Source organism: Aliiroseovarius pelagivivens (assembly GCF_900302485.1).
In the GTDB taxonomy this organism is placed as follows: Bacteria; Pseudomonadota; Alphaproteobacteria; order Rhodobacterales; family Rhodobacteraceae; genus Aliiroseovarius; species Aliiroseovarius pelagivivens.
In genome coordinates this window covers 142,605-161,094 of record NZ_OMOI01000001.1, presented here as the reverse complement: position 1 = coordinate 161,094, position 18,490 = coordinate 142,605, and the positions used below count along the sequence as shown (strand labels likewise).

Here is an 18,490-nt window from a genome sequence, read left to right as displayed (position 1 = left end):
TTGCCCACAGATGATGTGGACGCCAGTCTGGTGCCAGGAGAACTCTATGTCATTCGATCCATATATTGCACAGAACCGCTTTGGTTATGGGCCAGGGCCGGGATTGAAATCACCGACATCCGTTCAGCATATGCTGGACTTGTTGGCGGGACCGGACACACAGGCTGAACGCTTTCCGATCTCGGGTTTTGCCGAAGTTTATGGCGACCTTCAGGACATCCAGACGCTGACCAATGCCTTTCGAAAGGCGCGCAGCAAAGGCGGGCCAGGCGTCGAGATCGCAAAGACCGCCCGCAAAGAAAAATACCGCGAGATGAGCCGCCAGCGGGATGCTTGGTTTCTGGCATCCCTGAACCGTTGCACCACTGCGCAAGATGCATTTCGCGAGCGTTTGGTACGCTTCTGGACGGACCATTTCACGGTGATCGGCAAGGGGCCACGATTCAAAAGCGTGGCATCAACTTTTGCCGAAGATGTTGTACGCCCCAACGTAGGTGGACGTTTTGCCGACATGTTGCGCGCCAGCAGCACGCATCCGGTGATGCTGCACTATCTTGATCAATTCGCATCCGCAGGCGAAGGCAGCAAGTTGGCGATGAAAGGCAAGCGCAGCCTGAATGAAAACCTCGCGCGCGAGATCCTTGAGCTTCACACTTTGGGTGTCGACGGAAACTATACCCAAGACGACGTGCGTGCTTTTGCCAATCTTCTGGCGGGGCTCACTTTGGATGACGATGGGCGCACTGGCTTTCGACCGCAGAAAGGTAATCCGGGACCAGAAATCGTGTTGGGCAAATCATATGGCCGTCAAAAACCTCGGGTCGACGATATCTTCGAAGCATTGGACGACATTGCCCGCCACCCGGACACAGCGCGTCATATTGCACGCAAGCTAGCCACTCATTTTGTGTCGGACGATCCGGACACGGCATTGGTCGATGCGCTCACTGTCAGCTTCACGAAGAACGACGGCGACCTGATGGCCCTGTATGAAACGCTGCTGAACCACCCTATCTCTTGGGCGACCAAGCAGATGAAGGTAAAGCAGCCTTTCGATTTCGTGGCTTCGGCCATTCGATCCTTGGGCATTCCGACCGACGCGTTGACATCACTTAAGCGAAAAGAGCGCAATCTGGTGTTCTTCGGGCCTCTAAAGCTGATGGGGCAGCCTTGGGAGAGTCCCGACGGTCCCGATGGTTGGCCGGAAGATGCAGCCGATTGGATTACGCCCCAAGGGCTGGCCGCACGCATTCAGTGGGCGATCTCGGCCCCGTCGTCCTTTGATGTGAAACTGCCAGATCCGCGCGATTTCGTGCAGACCGCGTTGGCTGGTCAGGCTTCCGAGACAACCAATTTCGCGGCACGGGCAGCTGAAACACGGTGGGAGGCGATCGGGATCATCCTGGCCTCACCCGAGTTTCAACGGCGCTAGGAGAACGAACCCCATGACGAAACATACTTCCCTTTCCCGGCGCGGTTTTCTGAAGAACGTGGGCGTACTGGGCTGTTCTCTGGCGGCAAGCCCGCTGGTTACGCCTGTCAGTCTGGCAGCCACCCCCGGCGATCACCGATTGGTGGTGATCGTGTTGCGCGGCGGCATGGATGGCCTGGACCTTGTGCGCCCGGTGGGTGATCCCTTGTTTTCCAGTCTCCGGCCTGACCTGTCATCGGCAGATCCGAAACTGCCGCTGAACGACTTCTATGCGCTGCACCCTGCGGCAGGTAAATTGCACGGTCTGTGGACCTCTGGCGAACTGGCCTTTGGCCAAGCGGTATCCACACCCTATCGCGACAAGCGCAGCCATTTCGACGGACAGGATATTCTTGAGGCGGGGGTCGGTCTGGACGGAGCCATCCGGGACGGTTGGTTGAACCGCTTGGTTCAGACCATGCCGGATACGCAGCTGCGCACCGCATTGGCCGTTGGGCGCGAAGACCTGCTGATACTAAACGGGGATGCTGCGACATCCGGATGGTCACCAGATGTGACATTGTCCTTGTCCGAAGCGACCCGGCTTTTGATGATGAAGGTACATGAAAACGATCCGCTGTTCTCGTCCGCATTGAGCGAGGCAATTGATCTGACGGATGTGCTGCGACCGGAACTTCTGTTGAACGCAGATGACGCGCCGGACGATCCTGCCCAGATCATGTCGGAGGCCATGAAGATGGCCAAGGAACACGGCAGCACAAACGGGATCGCATCATTCACCGCCGAAATGCTGAAACAGGAGACGCGCATCGCGTCATTCTCGATCGGCGGGTGGGACACTCATGTGGGGCAGGAACGGAATTTCAAACGGGCTCTCGTCAAACTGCAAGATGCGATCATTACCCTGAAGGCCGAACTTGGCCCAATCTGGGACAAGACCACGGTAATGGCCATGACCGAGTTTGGGCGCACGGTTCGGCAAAATGGAAGCAAGGGCACGGATCACGGAACCGGTGGCACAGTGGTCATGGCAGGCGGCGCGATTCGCGGGGGTCGGATCTATGGAGATTGGCCAGGGCTGGCGGAAGAGGATCTGTATAATCGCCGCGATCTGATGCCGACATCTGACATCCGTCTTTATGCGGCAGCGGCGATGCAGGGACTTTTCAATGCGACTCCGTCCGAGATCGAAAGCACCATTTTCCCGGGATTGGATCTGTCGCCCGGACTTCCCGGTATCATCGCTTGAATGGGTTTGAATAAGAATAGGGCGCACCTCGAAAAGTGCGCCCGATACTCATAACAACAGAACGTTTACAAATAAGGTCGGGATAACCTGCCAAGGGCCGCTTTTCGACGATTTCGCCCACTGCTTCACTCACTGGAGCATTGGGTTAGATCACCGCAAGAACCACCGCAGTGACCATCATGACCGCGCCCGAAATCAGTACGGTCCAGTCAATAACGGCATTGCCGAGCTCTTCATCCGCAAACTTCTTGATCAGATTTTTCACGTTATCAACCTCGCAAATTGATTGTTACACCCGTCCTCATTTTCCAACTTGCTCCCCAAAAGGGGCGGAAATGAGGAAGGTGAATGCCAATTTCGTGCCAAATAACCGCGAAATGCTCGCTAAAGCTGTTGTCGCTCTTTCAATCTTGCTGCGACCAAATGGGTCACATGGGCCATATCAGCACCCGTGGATCGCCCCGCGAGACGAGCCGCCGCAAGGCGTTTGGCTGCTGCAGCAAGACCCTGATCATGAGCCGCAAGCGCTAGCCCACCAAGGAACTGTGCGACATAGTCCTGTGTCGCGCCATCATCTCCATCACGCATGATTTGGGCCAAATGCGACAGGTCGTCCTGAAGCGCCAGTGCGTCCGGAAGAACCACCTCGTTCGGAAGCTTGCGCGGACTGGTTGGTCCTTCTTGTTGTGGCAACACAGCCAAGATTGTCTGCTGAAACTGGGCCAAGCTTTCGACGGGCTTTTCAAGAAACCCGTCTGCCCCGGCATCAAGTGCCGCGTCGCATGTGCCGGCATCACCGCTCATTCCAAGGATAACCGGCACGCGAATTGCGTCGCCCGAGAGCTCTTTAATCAAATCCGCACCGAAACCATCCGGCAGTCCCATGTCGACAATGACGACCGATGGCCTGTAAACGCGAAGATGTCGATGTGCAGCGGCCAGATTGTCCGCTCGGCGGATGCGCGCACCGGACCGCAAACACAACAGGCGAATGGCCTCGGACGCAAACCGGCTGTCTTCGACCACCAGAACAGTCATCCCGTTTAGAGGTCGTTCAGCAGTCGGGGGTTGGGTCATCATGAAGGCTTCCAGATCGTCGCTCATCTTCATGCTCCTTTCAGAGATCACCTTGACGCAAAATTGCCTAACAACCCGTTAAGACGTGAAACGCAGCGGCATTCCAGGCCTGTGTCACAGTGCCGCTTGCCCTGAAGGGGCCGCTTATGCATAAGCAGCACAGCATTTGAATTGGGAGAGACATGATGATCGGACGCCTGAACCACGTAGCCATCGCCGTACCGGACCTTGAAGCCGCAAGCGCGCAGTATCGCGACACGCTTGGCGCCAAGGTTAACGCACCACAGGACGAACCCGATCACGGCGTCACCGTTGTTTTCATCGAGCTTCCCAACACCAAGATCGAGCTTCTGTACCCGCTGGGGGAAAACTCGCCCATCGCAGGCTTCCTTGAAAAGAATCCGTCGGGCGGCATTCACCACATTTGCTATGAAGTCGATGACATCCTTGCCGCGCGTGACCAACTGCAGGCCTCGGGCGCACGCGTTCTGGGTACAGGCGAGCCAAAGATCGGCGCGCACGGCAAGCCGGTTCTTTTCCTGCACCCGAAAGATTTCACCGGTACTCTGGTGGAACTGGAACAAGTCTGATGTCCATCACCGCCGCCATCGTTCTTTATGTGGTGATCTGGTTCGTGACCATGTTCGTGGTCCTGCCGATCCGGTTGCGCACCCAAGGCGACGAGGGCGAGATCGTGCCCGGCACCCACGCCGGAGCCCCGGCCAATTTCAAGCTGGGGCGCACGCTTCTGATTGTGACCATCGCGGGCACGATTGTCTGGGCGATCATCGCCGGCATCATCGTTTCGGGCTGGATCGGGGTCGAGGATATCGACTGGTTCGACCGCTACGAGGACACCAGCGGATAAGAAAAGAAAAGGGCGCCTACGAGGCGCCCTGTTTCGTTCTAACGTCCCGCAAGACGGTGGAACATATGCGTGAAGCTCGCCGCCCCCAGAATGGGGATCAAAAGGTTCACCAGCGGCACCGACAGTGGCACCGCCATCAAGCACCCCGCCAACCAGATCTGAGCGTTGTGACGACGGCGCAGCGCGTGCGCGTCCGCGCGAGGCATCCGGCGCATGGCCGCCATGGTAAAGTACTCGCGCCCCAGAAGATAACCGTTCACCGCATAGAACAGGATCGGAGCCAGAGGGCCAACAAAGAAGAACAGGATCAGGGCGATCAGGTTCACGCCGACAATCACGCCGAAGAAGCCTAGGCTTTCGCGGATGTCCGTCAGAAGCGACGTTTCTGGGTTGGGCGGAAGGTGCGGATAGTGTTTGGCTTCGACCGCGTCGGCGACTTCGTCCAGAAACAGGCCGGTAAACGCACCCGCGACGGGCACCATCAAGACAACGGACAGCACCAGCATCAGCAGCACCGACGCCCAAAGCGCAAGCCCGTTGACCCACGAGATCTCACCCACGAAGGGCAGCGACAGCGTGTCGGGGATCAGAAAGCCCACAAGCCATGTCATTGCAACGGTGATCGCAACCAGAAGGCCGACGGTCAGGCCGAGCCCTTTCAACAGAACATTGCGAAAGCGCGGATCGCCAAGCTGGCCCAACGCGCGAAAAAAATCGTCTATCATTATGTCTCAATCCAAGTGGTGATGGCATCCAAGTCCGGGCGCGGCCGTTCTGGCGGGGCCACAGATTCAGTACCGATATGAATGATGCCTGCGACGCGTTCGTGACTGTCCACGCCAAAGGCCGCGCGGGTGAAATCCGTGTCGAAGCTGGCCCAACCAGACAGCCAGTTCGCCCCCCAGCCCGAGGCCAGCGCCGCATTCAAAAGCGCAAGGCAAACGGCGCCAGCTGAATAGGTCTGTTCGATCGCTGGCACCTTTTCGCTCTCAACCGGGCTTTCCACGACCACGACGGCCAAAGGGCTGCGGTCATAGGCGATCTGCTCTTTCTCGATCTTGGCAGGCTCAAGGCCCAGCGCTGCACCGCGTTCTGCCACAAGCGCATGCGCGCGCATCAAAGCAGCCTTCTCCAGCACCACAAAGCGCCACGGCTCCAGCTTACCATGGTCCGGCGTGCGCGCGGCGGCGGTCAGGATGGTTTTGATTGTCTCGCGATCCGGGCCGGGACCGGTCAGGGTCTTGGCCGGGCGAGACCGGCGGGTCAGTAGGAAATCAAGCGCCGCTTGGTTGCGTTCAGGCATGGTGTTGTCCTTGGTCAGAGCAATATCTTGCTTGGCCGCGGGACGCGGCTGGCTTGGGGGATATGTCGGGTCTGCATGGCCCCACGTCAAGATGTTAAGTCACTTTACATTGAAGAATTCTGACAGGTCCGCGAGTTGATCAGAAAAGAATGCCTCGGCCTTCGCGTTGGGCTGCCGGATGGTGAAGGCTTCAGCCAGAGGGTCAGGGGCGTGAATGCCCGACCCTGACATCTCTTCCAACACAGCATGGCCACAGAAGGGGACGTAGACTTCGGAATAGCCACCTTCATGCGCCATCATCACGCGCCCGTCGCAAATGTCATCCGCCAGCGCCATGACCATGCGGGTCATCTGGCGGAACGTGTCGGCCGTCGCCATCATGCACGACAGCGGGTCAATCACAGCCGCGTCATAGCCATTGGCCACCACGATCACCTCAGGTTCATGGGCGCGGATGGCGGGCAGGATGATCCGCTCCATCGCTTCCAGATAGGTCGCATGCCCCGCGCCCGGTGGTAGCGGCAGGTTCATGTTGGCGCCCTGCCCTTTGCCCTCGCCCCGCACATCCGCGTCACCGGTATCCAGCGGATAGTTGCGTTCCTGATGGATCGAGATCGTCAGCACGTCGGGATCGTCGATAAAGATCGCCTCGGTTCCGTTGCCGTGATGCACGTCCCAATCCAGCACAACAAAGCGCTTGGCCAGACCCTTGGCCTGCGCATTGCGGATCGCGATGCCAAGATTGGCGAGCAGGCAGAACCCGTTCGGGAATTCCGGCAGACAGTGATGTCCCGGCGGACGCGAGAGGGCATAGGCATTGTCGACCTCGCCCCTCAGAACAGCCTCAAGCGCTGTGACGGACAAGCCAGACGACAGCGCTGCGATCTCGTACCCGCCCTGACCAAAAGGGGTGCGCAGGCCAAGCTCTCCTCCGCCCGTGTCTGACGCCGCTTTGAAATCGGACAGGAACGAGGCGGGGTGAACACGGGCAAGCGTCTCGAGGTCGGCCTCGGCGCCAGTGCGCAGCTCCAGCGCACCGGACAATCCGGTCACATCGAGCAGGTTCTTCAAACGCCGCTTGGTTTCGGGGCTTTCAGGCAAACCGCCCGCCGCCAAGGGCTGCACCAACCCGCCAACGGGTAAGTTGCCAGCATAGTTGCCACCCGAATGCCAAAAGCACTTCTCGTCCCAGAAAAACCCTGTCTTGCGCATCTTGCCCTCCATGTTGTCAGCACAGTGACCCAGCGGCCTTGCGCCGTCCAGCCCTGCACGGCACTCTGCGCTCATGAAGAAAGCCGAGTTGTCATATATGGCGGAAGCCGGGGCGCGGATCGCAGTGCGGGTGACACCCAAGGCGTCCCGCAACGAAGTCACACTGCGCGACGGGCAGATCCGGATCCAGACCACAACCGCGCCTGAAAACGGCAAGGCCAACAAGGCAGTGGCGAAGCTTCTGGCAGACGCGCTTGGCATAGCAAAATCGCGCCTCGAACTGGTCCAAGGCGCGGCGTCGAAAGATAAGGTGTTTCAGATCAACGGGTGATCAGTGACCCGCGCGCGGGATCGAGGATGGGGCGTAGTCCTCTTCGACGACTTCCTCTGGGATGTCACCGTAGGGATCCGGGCCATAGTCATTCGTGAAAGCGTCACCGCGTTTCAGAAGGAACGCAAGGTTGACGATGATCATGGCGAAGGCGAACAAATATACGCCAATCGAGGACCACTCAGTCTCGACCGACGAACCAGGAACAAAGATAAGCCCAAGGATTGCTAGATACAGTGCAAGAACCCACCAGCCTGATCGCGAAATATCGTGAAACCGGCGGACATGGGCAGCGATGGCGGGTAACAACAATGCCAAGGATGCAAAACCGTTCAGCGGGCCTACATCATCGGGATGAAGATCGAAGAAATGATCATCCAAAACGGTGCCGACAAAGCCAGTTAATGTAAAGAACAGATAAAACCACCAATACTCGGCCCGCGAGGCACGACCTTTGAAAACGGCATACTTCCGAAGACAGGAAGTAATCGCTGAATACGCACTCATATCTTTGATACCTTAATCTTTTTTCCGACTAATACATTGTTCTTCATCTGACGAGATGCGGGTGATACTTGCGCGGTGAAGGTGGAATTACAAGGCACCAAATGCAACCTTAGTAAGAGCGACGCTTTGCCTGCCGACACCCAGACCGACGACGGTGACAGGGCGGAAACGACCAAGGTCGCGAGGGGCATTGTGTTGAACACAAGCGTAGGATCTAGAATGCAGCCGAAACCCTTGGCATAGCAAAATCGCGCCTCGAACTTGTCCAAGGCGCGACGTCGAAAGATAAGGTGCTTCAGATCAACGGGTGATCAGTGACCCGCGCGCGGGATCGAGGAGGTGGCATAGCCATCATCATCGTCACGCGGCGAATTCCCCAACGGGTCCGGGCCGAAAGTGTTCGCGCCACGCGTCCCTTCGGTCACGAACCAGAAGAGAAGCACCAAGGCTCCAATCAGAGGAATCAGAGCAATCCAGTACCACCAACCGCTACGGTCCTTGTCGTGCAAACGGCGCACAGCGACCGAGATCGTAGGCAGTAAGGTTGCCAAGCCAAACAGACCCGACAAAACCGGCATGTTGGTTTCTGCCGCGAAACCACCGTCATAAGTTGTCACAGTCCCGAAGACGAAACTGTCCACGATCGACAGAAGAAGTTGTCCGCCCCAGACAAACAGCGCGAACCACCAGAACTCGCTACGCGATGCGCGGCCTGAAAAGGTTACGTATTTCTGAAAGCAGGTTCTAACGGATGTTTGAAAATCCATCGGGACTACTCCTTGCTATTCTTGGCGCTATTTCCGCCCAATGCGTGGCTCATCGCCTGATCTAATACGTGCGATGTTCGCGCGGTGGCGGTGGAAAATCAAGGCGCCCAGCGCAACCGAGATAAGAACAAGACTGTTCCAGCCAAAAACCAACGCGATGATGGGCGACAGGGCTGCCGCGACCAAAGCCGCCAGCGACGAAATCCGGAACACCAATGCGGTCACTAGCCAAGTCGCGCAAGCGGCCAAGCCCAGCGGGAAGGCCAGCGCCAGCATGGTACCAAGCCATGTGGCCACGCCCTTGCCGCCTTTGAAGCCCAGAAACACCGGGAAGCAGTGGCCAAGGAAGGCCGTGAAGCCTGCCAGTTGGGCGGCGTCTTCAGCGAACAGGGCGCGGGCCAGCAGAACGGCGGCTCCGCCTTTGCCAGCGTCTCCGATCAGGGTCAGGAAGGCGGCGGGTTTATTCCCCGTGCGCAGCACGTTGGTGGCACCGATATTGCCCGACCCGATCTGACGCAGATCGCCCAGCCCAAACAGTCGCGCCATGACGATGCCAAAAGGGATCGAGCCCAGCAGATAACCCGCGACAGCGACACCCATCAGCAGCGGGAACGAGGTGATCAGATCAGGCATCATCGCCACCAAATACGCGCTCGCCCGCGACCCATGTGCCCAGCACCTTGCCCTCCATCCGCGCGCCGTCGAACGGCGTGTTCTTGGATTTCGAGTTCAGCTTGAAACGGTCCAGCAAGAACGGCGCGTCCGGGTCGAACAGGACCAGATCGGCGGGCGCACCCACGGTCAACTCTCCACCCGGTAGGTTGAAGCGACGGGCCGGGTTCAAGGACAGCGCGCGCCAAAGCGTCGGCAGATCCACCAGCCCCGCATGAACCAGTCGCATCGCGGCCGGCAGCAGGGTTTCCAGAGCCACCGCGCCCGAGGCTGCTTCCTCGAACGGAAGGCGTTTGCTTTCTTCGTCCTGCGGGGTGTGCATGGACGAGATGATGTCGATCAGACCCGAGGCCACGGCCTCGACCATCGCAAGGCGGTCATCTTCGCTGCGCAAGGGCGGCTTCACTTTGAAGAAGGTGCGATAGTCGCCAACGTCCAGCTCGTTCAAGGTCAGGTGGTGGATGTTCACCCCGGCCGACACGTCAACGCCCGCCGCCTTGGCACGTTCCAGCGCAGGCAGCGATTTCGCGGTGGATAGGCTGTCAGCGTGATAGGCGACGCCCGTCATCTCGGCCAGCACCAGATCACGTTCCAACCCCATTCGTTCAGCCTGAGGGCTAACGGCGGGCAGACCGCGCAAGGATGCAAACTTGCCCGAGGTTACGGCTGCCCCTTTGGACAGCTGCGGATCCTGAGGGTGGCCGATGATCAACGCGCGCAACGAGCGTGCATAAGTCATGGCGCGGGAATAGACCTTGTTGTCGGTCACCACGTGGTCGCAGTCGGTAAACGCAATCGCGCCTGCATCCAGCATAAAGCCCATCTCGACCATCTCGCGGCCTTCGCGGCCTTTGGTCAGGGCGCCCATCGAATGCACGTTCACAGGGGTTACCTGCCCCGCACGACGAGTGACGAAGGACAATGTCTCGGGCGTATCAACAGCGGGTGTGGTGTCGGGGCGAATGACCATCGTTGTCACACCGCCTGCCGCAGCCGCAAGACCGGCCGTACGGAAGCTTTCTTTGTGCCGCTCGCCCGGCTCGCCGATCTTCACACCGATATCCACGATGCCGGGGGCCAGACATTTGCCACCGCAATCAATGACGTCGCCTGCGTCACCCTCGTTGACGCCGGTGATCAGCCCACCTTCGATGGTCAAGCTGCCGATTTCGTCTGTTCCGGTTTCCGGATTGATCAAGCGGGCATTGGTGAAGGTGGTGGTCATCTCAGTCTCCTTACGCGCCTCGCGCACGATCGATCGCGGCTTGGGTGGCCTTGGCGTCGGCCTGATATTTCAGCATGTATTTGTCGCCCGACAGAGTGACGATCTGAGCAGCGGTGAAAATCACGTTCACCTTGTCAATCGAAGTAATAAGTACCGTGCGTCCGCCCGGGCCGATCAGGCGGCGGTTGGTCAGGTGCCACGTGAAGCCAAGCTGTTCCTTGGCGACATACAACCCGCGCACGGCAATTGCTGCGACGGACCCAATCACGCCGGTCCAGGGATGTGGGTTGCCCATTGCCATCAGCCCGCCCGAGATCACAACCGCGCCCAGCGCGGCCAGCATCACGTGCTCTTTCACATAGGTCGTGGTGTTGCCCGAGAAGCTCTCGATCAGCTTTTCACCCGGTTCCAGCTCGGGGGCGGTCTGGCTTTCCAGACGAGGTTCCAGTTCGAACTCTTGCTCAGACATAGACACCCTCGGTTCGGTTTTCGCGTTCGGCTTTCAAGTTGCGGGCCAGAAGGTCCATCGCGGCCATGCGTACGGCGACGCCCATTTCGACCTGCTCCTGAATGACGGATCGGTTGATATCGTCTGCGATGGTGCCGTCGATCTCGACCCCGCGGTTCATCGGGCCGGGGTGCATGACGATGGCGTCATCCTTGGCGTGGGCCAGCTTTTCGGCATCCAGACCGTAGCGGTGATAATACTCGCGTTCGGACGGGATAAAGCCGCCATCCATGCGCTCGCGCTGAAGGCGTAGCATCATGACGACGTCGGCGTCTTTCAGACCCTCTTCCATGTCATGATAGACCTCGACCCCGAACTGGTCGATCTGGCTGGGCATCAGGGTCGGCGGGCCGACAAGACGCACGCGGTTTTCCATCTTGCCCAGAAGGATCAGGTTCGAGCGGGCCACGCGCGAGTGCGCAATGTCACCACAGATCGCGATGGTAAGACGATGCAGCCGGCCCTTTTCGCGCCGGATGGTCAGCGCGTCCAACAGCGCCTGTGTGGGGTGCTCGTGCTTGCCGTCACCTGCGTTCAGAACCGCGCAATTGACCTTTTCAGCCAGCAGGTTCACGGCACCCGAATGCGGATGGCGCACAACCAGCAGGTCGGGGTGCATCGCGTTCAACGTCAGCGCCGTATCAATCAGCGTCTCGCCCTTCTTAATGGACGACGCCTGCATCGCCATGTTCATCACATCCGCGCCCAGACGCTTGCCGGCGATCTCGAAAGAGGCCTGCGTGCGGGTGGAGTTTTCGAAGAACATGTTGATCTGCGTCAGTCCCGCCAAAGCATCGGAATGCTTGGTGGGCGATCGGTTCATCTCGGCATAGCTGTTGGCAAGATCGAGAACAGTTTTGATCTCTTCAGGGTGAAGCTGTTCGATCCCCAGAAGATGTCGTTGGCGGAATGTCATGCGGGCCTCCGTCCTGTGTTCCACGCGCTTATAGTTTCGGGCGGGGGGTTCGTCTATCCCTTGTGTGCGTACAAGGTGCAATCGTGGGGCGTTTACCTTCCCAGCGGCTGCACTTAGGCTGCATCCCATGGAATCGGCACAAGACTGGCACAGCGCGAAGGCGCTTTTAGAATGGCAGATCGAGCTGGGCGTAGTGGATGCAATTTCCGACGCCCCGATAGATCGCTATGCCTTGGCGCCATCCGAGCCGAAATCGGCACCCGAAACCCAGAAAACCGCGCCGGTCGAACTGCCGAAGCGCGCCACTCCGACACCTCCGCCAGCCGAGCCTAGGATCGACTATGTCGCGCTGGCCAAACAGGCCGCAGCGGGTGCGCAGGATCTGGATGGGCTGAAAGCCGCGATGAAAGCCTTCGATGGCTGCGAGCTGAAGAAAGGTGCGCGCAACACGGTGATTTCCGACGGAAACCCAGCCGCGCGTGTGATGATCATTGGCGAAGCGCCGGGCCGGGACGAGGATATCGAGGGCCGTCCCTTTGTCGGCCGCGCAGGCCAGCTTCTGGACAAGATGTTCGCCGCAATCGGGATGGGACGCGATGTACCTTTGTCGAAGGACGCCGTTTACATCACCAATGTGATGCCATGGCGGCCGCCCCAAAACCGCGACCCTAGCCCCGAGGAAATGGCCATGATGGTCCCCTTCCTTGAGCGCCACGTCCAACTGGTCGCGCCCGAGCTGATCGTCTTGATGGGAAATTCACCCTGTCAGGCCGTTTTGGGCAAGCGCGGCATCACCCGCCTGCGCGGCCATTGGGACACCCAATGGGGAAAGCCGATCATGCCCATGTTCCACCCGGCATATTTGCTGCGCAACCCCGCCGCCAAACGCGAGGCATGGGCGGATCTTCTCGAAATCCAAGCGAAACTGAACGAGGGCGCATAGCCCACTTAATACAGGCCACACTATGTCCCACATCCCCGCCGACAACCAACGCGAGTTCATCCCGGTCCGCATCGCGGTTCTGACTGTGTCCGACAGCCGCTCGATGGACGAGGATCGTTCGGGCGATACCTTGGTCAAACGGCTGGAAGACGCCGGGCATCTGCTGGCTGATCGCAAGATCATCCGCGATGAGCGGGGCGAGATTGCGGACCAACTGCGCGCATGGTCCTTGGACCCCGAAATTGACGTGGTGATTTCCACCGGCGGCACCGGTTTGACGGGCCGGGATGTCTCGGTCGAGGCGCATCGCGATGTCTATGAAAAAGAAATCGAGGCATTCGGGACGGTTTTCACCATCGTCTCGATGAAAAAGATCGGCACCTCGGCAGTGCAAAGCCGCGCCACCGGGGGCGTTGCCAACGGCACTTATTTCTTCGCCCTGCCCGGCAGCCCCGGCGCCTGCAAGGACGCGTGGGACGAAATTCTGGTGCATCAACTGGATTATCGTCATCCCCCTTGCAATTTCGTCGAAATTTTTCCGCGTTTGGACGAACATAAACGACGGAAATGATCTGCTCGCCCGTTTGATCCGTAAGGATCACACGGGGCTGGCCCCATCGAAACTGTGACCACACGCCGCTTGCCCCCGCCTATGGCGCAGGTCAGGATGGCAGCGGATGAGACGGAGAGATTTATGCGATTTCTGGGACGCAGCCTGATTGGGCTTTTCCTGCTGGCTGCCACGATCGGCCTTTTGGCGATGGCCGGACTGATGGTGCAATCGGCGTTCAAGGCACGCGCGGATCGCGATAACGCAGCCCCTTCGGGCCGTGAACGGGTGTTTTCGGCCAATGTTGTGATGCTTGAGCCGTCAACAATCACTCCGATCCTATCATCCTTCGGAGAGCTGGCTACGCGCCGAGGTTTGGACATCCGCGCCCGCGCATCGGGTACCGTAGTCGAAATGTCGGACGCCTTCGTGAACGGCGGGCAGGTCGACGAAGGCGCGTTTTTGCTGCGCATCGACCCCACAGATTACAAAGCCGCGCTTTCGCTGGCGGAAACTGATCTGACCCAGTCCGAGGCCGAGCTGCGTGACGCAAAGGCCGCACTAGATTTGGCGCGCGATGACTTGGAAAACGCCCGAGGTCAGGCCGATTTGCGTGACGCGGCACTCGCCCGGCAAAACGATCTTGTTGGTCGAGGCGTCGGCACCGAAGCAGCCGTTGAAAACGCAGCACTTGCCGCATCATCTGCCGCGCAGGTCGTGCTGGGGAAACGGCAGGCGGTCATCACCGCCGAAGCCCGTGTGGCCACAGCCGAGGCCAGCCTGTCACGCCGTGGAATTGCCCGCGACGAAGCCCAACGCCGGCTGAATGAAACCGAGATTCGCGCCGAGTTCTCAGGCACTTTGACAGACGTAACCGTCCTACGTGGTGGGCTTGTCACCCCGAACGAAAAACTAGGGCGGCTGGTGGATCCCAACAAGCTTGAGGTCGGGTTCCGCGTCTCAACCGCGCAATATGCACGGCTTTTGGCAGACAACGGTGCGCTGGCCGATCTGCCGGTAAATATCCGGCTCGAGGCCACTGGCGTTGATCTGACCGCCACAGGTCGGGTGGACCGCGAAAGCGCGGATGTTGGTGAAGGGCAAACGGGCCGGATGCTCTTTGCCAATCTGGACGCGACGCCGGGCTTGCGTCCGGGGGATTTCGTGACGGTCGAACTGTCCGAACCGCCGTTGGACCAAGTGGTGCGCCTGCCCGCAACCGCGCTGGATGCCTCGGGCAATATTCTGGTGCTGGGCGACGAAGACCGGTTGGAAAGCGCACCGGTGACGCTGCTCCGCCGTCAAGGTGATGACGTTCTTGTCCGCATCGAAGGTCTGAACGGTCGCGAGGCAATCACCAAGCGCAGCCCAGTTTTGGGCGAAGGCATTCGCGTGCGCCCCGTGCGCGACGGTAAGCTGGCCCCGGAAGCCAAGCCCGAGATGGTCGCACTGGACCCCGCGCGAATTGCCCTTCTGAAAAGCTTTGTGGAAAGCAACACACGGATGCCTGAACCCGCCCGCGATCGTATTCTGCGCCAGTTGGAAGAGGGCGAATTGCCTGCTGACACACTGGCGCGGCTTGAAAAGCGCATGGGGAACTGACCCATGACCCCGGCCCCCGGCATCCTGTCCTATTTCACGCGCCACGCCACGGTTGCCAACCTGCTGTTGGTGATCCTAATGGCGCTTGGCATCGCCAGCTATCCGCAGATGCGGGCGCAATTCTTCCCCGATGTGATCGTGGAAAGCGTGACCGTTTCTACAAGTTGGCAAGGCGCCGGTGCCGAAGATGTGGACACCGCCATCGTGCAGGTGATGGAACCTGCGCTTCTGGCCGTTGACGGCGTGTCCAGCGTCAGCTCGCGCGCCTTTGAGGGTCGCGCCCGGATTGAAATGGAGTTCGAACCCGGCTGGGATGTCAATCAGGCCGCCGATGACATTCAGGTCGCGGTGGATGAAATCACTGACATGCCCGAAGACGCAGACACCCCCACGGTCCGGCGCGGCGCATGGCGCGACAGCGTTACGGATGTGGTGATCTCGGGGCCCGTTGCCATTGAACAGCTGGGTCGTTTTGCAGACGAAATGGTGATCCGCCTGTTTGAACGCGGCGTGACGCGCACCTCGATCCGAGGCTTCGCCGCCCCAAAAACCGTGATCGAGGTCACCTCCCTGTCGCTAATCGAACATGATGTGACCATGGCCCAGATCGCCGCAGTGATCGCGGGCGAGGTCAGCGCGAACCCGGCGGGCAACGTATCTTCGGGCGCAGCGCGGGTGCGCACAGGCGACCCCAAGCGGACCCCTGACGACATTGCGACACTGGTCCTGCGCGCCAATCCAGACGGGTCGAACCTGACCATCGGAGATGTGGCGATGGTCCGCGTCGAAGGCGTGAACCGCAACCGATCTTATTTCGTCGGCGACGATCCGGCGATGGCGCTGAATGTCTCGCGCTCGGCGCAAGGGGACGCGATTGAGCTGCAAGAGATCGTCGAGGAAATCCGCGCCGAGATGCTAGAAACCCTTCCTGAAGGGGTCGAGATCGAACTGATGCGTACGCGATCTGCCTTGATTTCCGCCCGTCTGAAAATGCTGACGGAAAACGGCCTTCAGGGGCTTGGGCTGGTGTTGTTACTGCTCTTCCTTTTCCTGAATGCCCGTACAGCGTTTTGGGTTGCCGCTGGGATCCCCGTGGCCATGACCACCGCCGTGTTCCTGATGTATATGTCTGGGATCACGATCAACATGATTTCGCTTTTCGCGCTGATCATCACGCTGGGGATCGTGGTGGATGACGCCATCGTGGTGGGCGAACACGCTGATTTCCGAGCGCGGCGCTTGGGCGAAGAACCGTTCACAGCTGCCGAGAACGCGGCGCGGCGGATGTTCCCGCCGGTCTTTTCCGCCACGCTCACCACGATCATTGCCTTCTTCGGGCTGACCTCGATCGGGGGACGGTTCGGCGATCTGATCACCGACATTCCCTTCACCGTCATCGTGGTTCTGACCGCATCTCTAATCGAATGCTTCCTGATCCTGCCGCACCACATGGCGCACGCTCTGACCCACACCGCCAAAGAACACTGGTATGACTGGCCATCCCGGCAGGTGAACAAAGGCTTCCGCTGGGTGCGTGACAAAGGTTTCCGCCCCTTGATGGCGCTGGTAATCAAGGCGCGCTATCCGGTGATTGCGGCGACCATCCTGATTTTGGTCAGCCAAGCCGCGATCTTCATCCGAGGCGACCTGACCTTCCGCTTTTTCAGCGCGCCTGAACGGTCCTCGATCACGGCAAACTTCGCGATGGCCGAAGGCGCAACCCGCGCTGACACCCGCGCCATGCTGGACAATGTGCAACGCGCTGTGGAACAGACTACTGCCGAATTCGAAGAAACCTACGGCGCAAGTCCTGTGGCACATGCGCTGGCACAAATCGGCGGGAACGCAGGACGCGGCTTGTCGGGCGTGGACAACAAAGACGCCGATCTTCTTGGGTCCATCGTGATCGAGCTGATCGACGCCGACCTGCGCCCTTACTCCACCTTCGAACTCGTCTCGGCCCTGCAAGACGAGATCGTGAACCATCCGCTGTTGGAGGTTCTGTCTTTCCGTGGTGGACGCTTCGGGCCGGGCGGCGACAGTCTTGACGTTGATCTGTTCGGGGCCACGTCCGAGACGCTGAAGGCCGCAGCCGAGGACCTGAAGACGCAGCTGATCCAATACCCCGAAGTATCGGCGCTGGAAGACAGTCTGAGCTATGACAAGGAAGAGCTGGTTCTGGATCTGACCGCGCAGGGCAAGGCGCTTGGGTTCACCATTGATGATCTCAGCCGCGTCCTGCGCAATCGCCTGAACGGGGTCGAGGCCGCGACCTATCCCGATGGCACACGCTCGGCCGAAATCCGGGTTGAGTTGCCGGACGGCGAACGCTCGGCTGATTTTTTAGAACGGATGCAGCTGCGCACGCAGGCGGGCGCCTATGTCAGCCTTGCGGATCTGGTGTCCGTGCAGACGCGCCAAGGCTTTGCCACCGTTCAACGTGAAAACGGCATTCGGATGGTCAATGTCTCGGGTGATATTAGCGAAGACAACGCCGCCCGCGCCGAAGAGATCCAGCGCACAATCGAGACTGAGATCCTGCCCGCACTGGCCGAAACCCATTCGATTGAATATCGGATCGGCGGGTTGGCCGAGCAACAGAAGGACTTCCTGTCAGATGCCCGTACGGGTTTGATCCTAGTCCTGCTGGGGATTTTCCTGACGCTCGCGTGGATCTTCTCAAGCTGGACGCGGCCCTTGGTGGTCATGTCGATCATTCCCTTCGGGCTGGTTGGCGCGATTTACGGGCATGTTCAATGGGATGTGCCGTTGTCCATGTTCTCGGTCGTGGGGTTGATCGGGATGACGGGGATTATCATCAACGATTCCATCGTGCTGGTGACGACCATCGACGAATACGCGCGGGACCGCGGAATCATTCCGGCCATTATCGAAGGTGCCGCCGACCGTCTGCGCGCGGTGATGCTGACCACGATGACCACTGTGCTGGGATTGATGCCCTTGCTGTATGAAACATCGCGGCAGGCGCAGTTCCTGAAACCCACGGTGATCACGCTGATCTATGGGCTTGGGTTTGGGATGTTTCTGGTGCTGCTGATCGTGCCGTCGCTGATCGCCATTCAGACCGATATCGGAAAAATGATCGCTACCCTTCGCCGCCTATGGCACGGGCGCGGGCGCGCTGCGGCCAAACCTGCGGTTCGTGTAACTGGACTGGCTGCGGGCGCAATGCTACTGGCCTTCGCTGGATCCATCGCGATGTGGGGTGCTACCAACGGCGCAATCCTGCGCGCGGTTTTGATATGTGGTGCGATTGCGGTGGTCAGCATGGCCGCCGCCTATGCCAGCCAGAAACGCGCGGGATAGC

Annotated in this window: 19 protein-coding genes; 9 read left to right on the top strand and 10 right to left on the bottom strand. The window is 59.5% G+C overall.

Features of this window, described 5'->3' with window-relative positions; translation table 11 throughout:
• Positions 1 to 46 precede the first annotated feature (46 nt).
• The gene (locus ALP8811_RS00820) at positions 47 to 1,432 is read left to right on the top strand and encodes a DUF1800 domain-containing protein (RefSeq protein WP_108855306.1); all 1,386 of its coding nucleotides are present in this window, start codon (positions 47 to 49) and stop codon (positions 1,430 to 1,432) included.
• A gap of 13 nt (positions 1,433 to 1,445) precedes the next feature.
• Positions 1,446 to 2,681, top strand: coding sequence for a DUF1501 domain-containing protein (locus tag ALP8811_RS00815; protein WP_108855305.1), 1,236 nt, complete (start codon positions 1,446 to 1,448; stop codon positions 2,679 to 2,681).
• Positions 2,682 to 3,065: 384 nt separating this feature from the next.
• Here the strand turns inward: ALP8811_RS00815 and ALP8811_RS00810 are convergent, their stop codons facing one another.
• Positions 3,066 to 3,785, bottom strand: a complete 720-nt coding sequence (locus tag ALP8811_RS00810; protein WP_108855304.1) for a response regulator — start codon at positions 3,783 to 3,785, stop codon at positions 3,066 to 3,068.
• A 158-nt stretch (positions 3,786 to 3,943) separates the two neighbouring features.
• Here ALP8811_RS00810 and mce point away from each other — a divergent pair, with 158 nt between their 5' ends.
• Together mce and ALP8811_RS00800 are read left to right on the top strand one after the other, a co-directional pair.
• The gene (gene mce / locus ALP8811_RS00805) at positions 3,944 to 4,348 is read left to right on the top strand and encodes a methylmalonyl-CoA epimerase (protein WP_108855303.1); all 405 of its coding nucleotides are present in this window, start codon (positions 3,944 to 3,946) and stop codon (positions 4,346 to 4,348) included.
• Positions 4,348 to 4,626, top strand: coding sequence for a DUF1467 family protein (locus tag ALP8811_RS00800; protein ID WP_108855302.1), 279 nt, complete (start codon positions 4,348 to 4,350; stop codon positions 4,624 to 4,626). Before mce ends, ALP8811_RS00800 begins: the two co-directional genes overlap by 1 nt.
• Before the next feature lie 38 nt (positions 4,627 to 4,664).
• On the opposite strand, the gene ALP8811_RS00795 is transcribed toward ALP8811_RS00800, so the two are convergent.
• The 3 genes from ALP8811_RS00795 to ALP8811_RS00785 form a co-directional block, all read right to left on the bottom strand.
• Positions 4,665 to 5,351 carry an EI24 domain-containing protein gene (locus ALP8811_RS00795; RefSeq protein ID WP_108855301.1) on the bottom strand — a complete coding sequence of 229 codons (687 nt, stop codon included), beginning with the start codon at positions 5,349 to 5,351 and terminating at the stop codon, positions 4,665 to 4,667.
• Entirely contained in the window at positions 5,351 to 5,929 is a 579-nt protein-coding gene (locus ALP8811_RS00790) for a nitroreductase family protein (protein WP_108855300.1), read from the bottom strand. The genes ALP8811_RS00795 and ALP8811_RS00790 overlap by 1 nt, the downstream gene beginning before the upstream one ends.
• A gap of 99 nt (positions 5,930 to 6,028) precedes the next feature.
• Complete coding sequence (locus ALP8811_RS00785; protein ID WP_108855299.1) at positions 6,029 to 7,141, bottom strand: histone deacetylase-like amidohydrolase; 1,113 nt, start codon at positions 7,139 to 7,141, stop codon at positions 6,029 to 6,031.
• Between the two features lie 73 nt (positions 7,142 to 7,214).
• Between ALP8811_RS00785 and ALP8811_RS00780 the strand changes: the two genes are divergently transcribed.
• Entirely contained in the window at positions 7,215 to 7,472 is a 258-nt protein-coding gene (locus ALP8811_RS00780) for a DUF167 domain-containing protein (RefSeq protein ID WP_108855298.1), read from the top strand.
• On the opposite strand, the gene ALP8811_RS00775 is transcribed toward ALP8811_RS00780, so the two are convergent.
• The 6 genes from ALP8811_RS00775 to ALP8811_RS00745 form a co-directional block, all read right to left on the bottom strand.
• On the bottom strand, positions 7,473 to 7,979 hold the full coding sequence (locus ALP8811_RS00775; RefSeq protein ID WP_108855297.1) for a DUF805 domain-containing protein: 507 nt from the start codon (positions 7,977 to 7,979) through the stop codon (positions 7,473 to 7,475). It abuts the gene before it with no gap.
• Between the two features lie 311 nt (positions 7,980 to 8,290).
• The gene (locus tag ALP8811_RS00765) at positions 8,291 to 8,746 is read right to left on the bottom strand and encodes a DUF805 domain-containing protein (protein ID WP_108855296.1); all 456 of its coding nucleotides are present in this window, start codon (positions 8,744 to 8,746) and stop codon (positions 8,291 to 8,293) included.
• A 27-nt stretch (positions 8,747 to 8,773) separates the two neighbouring features.
• Positions 8,774 to 9,382: a glycerol-3-phosphate 1-O-acyltransferase PlsY gene (plsY, locus tag ALP8811_RS00760; RefSeq protein WP_108855295.1), complete on the bottom strand. Its 609-nt coding sequence runs from the start codon at positions 9,380 to 9,382 to the stop codon at positions 8,774 to 8,776.
• Entirely contained in the window at positions 9,372 to 10,643 is a 1,272-nt protein-coding gene (gene pyrC, locus ALP8811_RS00755) for a dihydroorotase (RefSeq protein WP_108855294.1), read from the bottom strand. The genes plsY and pyrC overlap by 11 nt, the downstream gene beginning before the upstream one ends.
• Positions 10,644 to 10,653: 10 nt before the next feature.
• Entirely contained in the window at positions 10,654 to 11,112 is a 459-nt protein-coding gene (locus ALP8811_RS00750) for a hypothetical protein (RefSeq protein WP_245924477.1), read from the bottom strand.
• The gene (locus tag ALP8811_RS00745; protein ID WP_108855293.1) at positions 11,105 to 12,067 is read right to left on the bottom strand and encodes an aspartate carbamoyltransferase catalytic subunit; all 963 of its coding nucleotides are present in this window, start codon (positions 12,065 to 12,067) and stop codon (positions 11,105 to 11,107) included. Before ALP8811_RS00745 ends, ALP8811_RS00750 begins: the two co-directional genes overlap by 8 nt.
• Before the next feature lie 127 nt (positions 12,068 to 12,194).
• Here ALP8811_RS00745 and ALP8811_RS00740 point away from each other — a divergent pair, with 127 nt between their 5' ends.
• The 4 genes from ALP8811_RS00740 to ALP8811_RS00730 all read left to right on the top strand — a co-directional run bounded on the left by ALP8811_RS00740 (position 12,195) and on the right by ALP8811_RS00730 (position 18,489).
• Positions 12,195 to 13,010, top strand: a complete 816-nt coding sequence (locus ALP8811_RS00740; protein ID WP_108855292.1) for a uracil-DNA glycosylase — start codon at positions 12,195 to 12,197, stop codon at positions 13,008 to 13,010.
• Positions 13,011 to 13,032: 22 nt separating this feature from the next.
• The gene (gene moaB / locus ALP8811_RS00735) at positions 13,033 to 13,581 is read left to right on the top strand and encodes a molybdenum cofactor biosynthesis protein B (RefSeq protein WP_108855291.1); all 549 of its coding nucleotides are present in this window, start codon (positions 13,033 to 13,035) and stop codon (positions 13,579 to 13,581) included.
• 123 nt (positions 13,582 to 13,704) lie between these two features.
• Positions 13,705 to 15,162 (top strand): efflux RND transporter periplasmic adaptor subunit, encoded by a 1,458-nt coding sequence (locus ALP8811_RS16280; protein ID WP_181363658.1) that lies wholly within the window; start codon positions 13,705 to 13,707, stop codon positions 15,160 to 15,162.
• Positions 15,163 to 15,165: 3 nt separating this feature from the next.
• Positions 15,166 to 18,489, top strand: a complete 3,324-nt coding sequence (locus tag ALP8811_RS00730) for an efflux RND transporter permease subunit (RefSeq protein ID WP_181363657.1) — start codon at positions 15,166 to 15,168, stop codon at positions 18,487 to 18,489.
• Position 18,490: the final 1 nt, after the last annotated feature.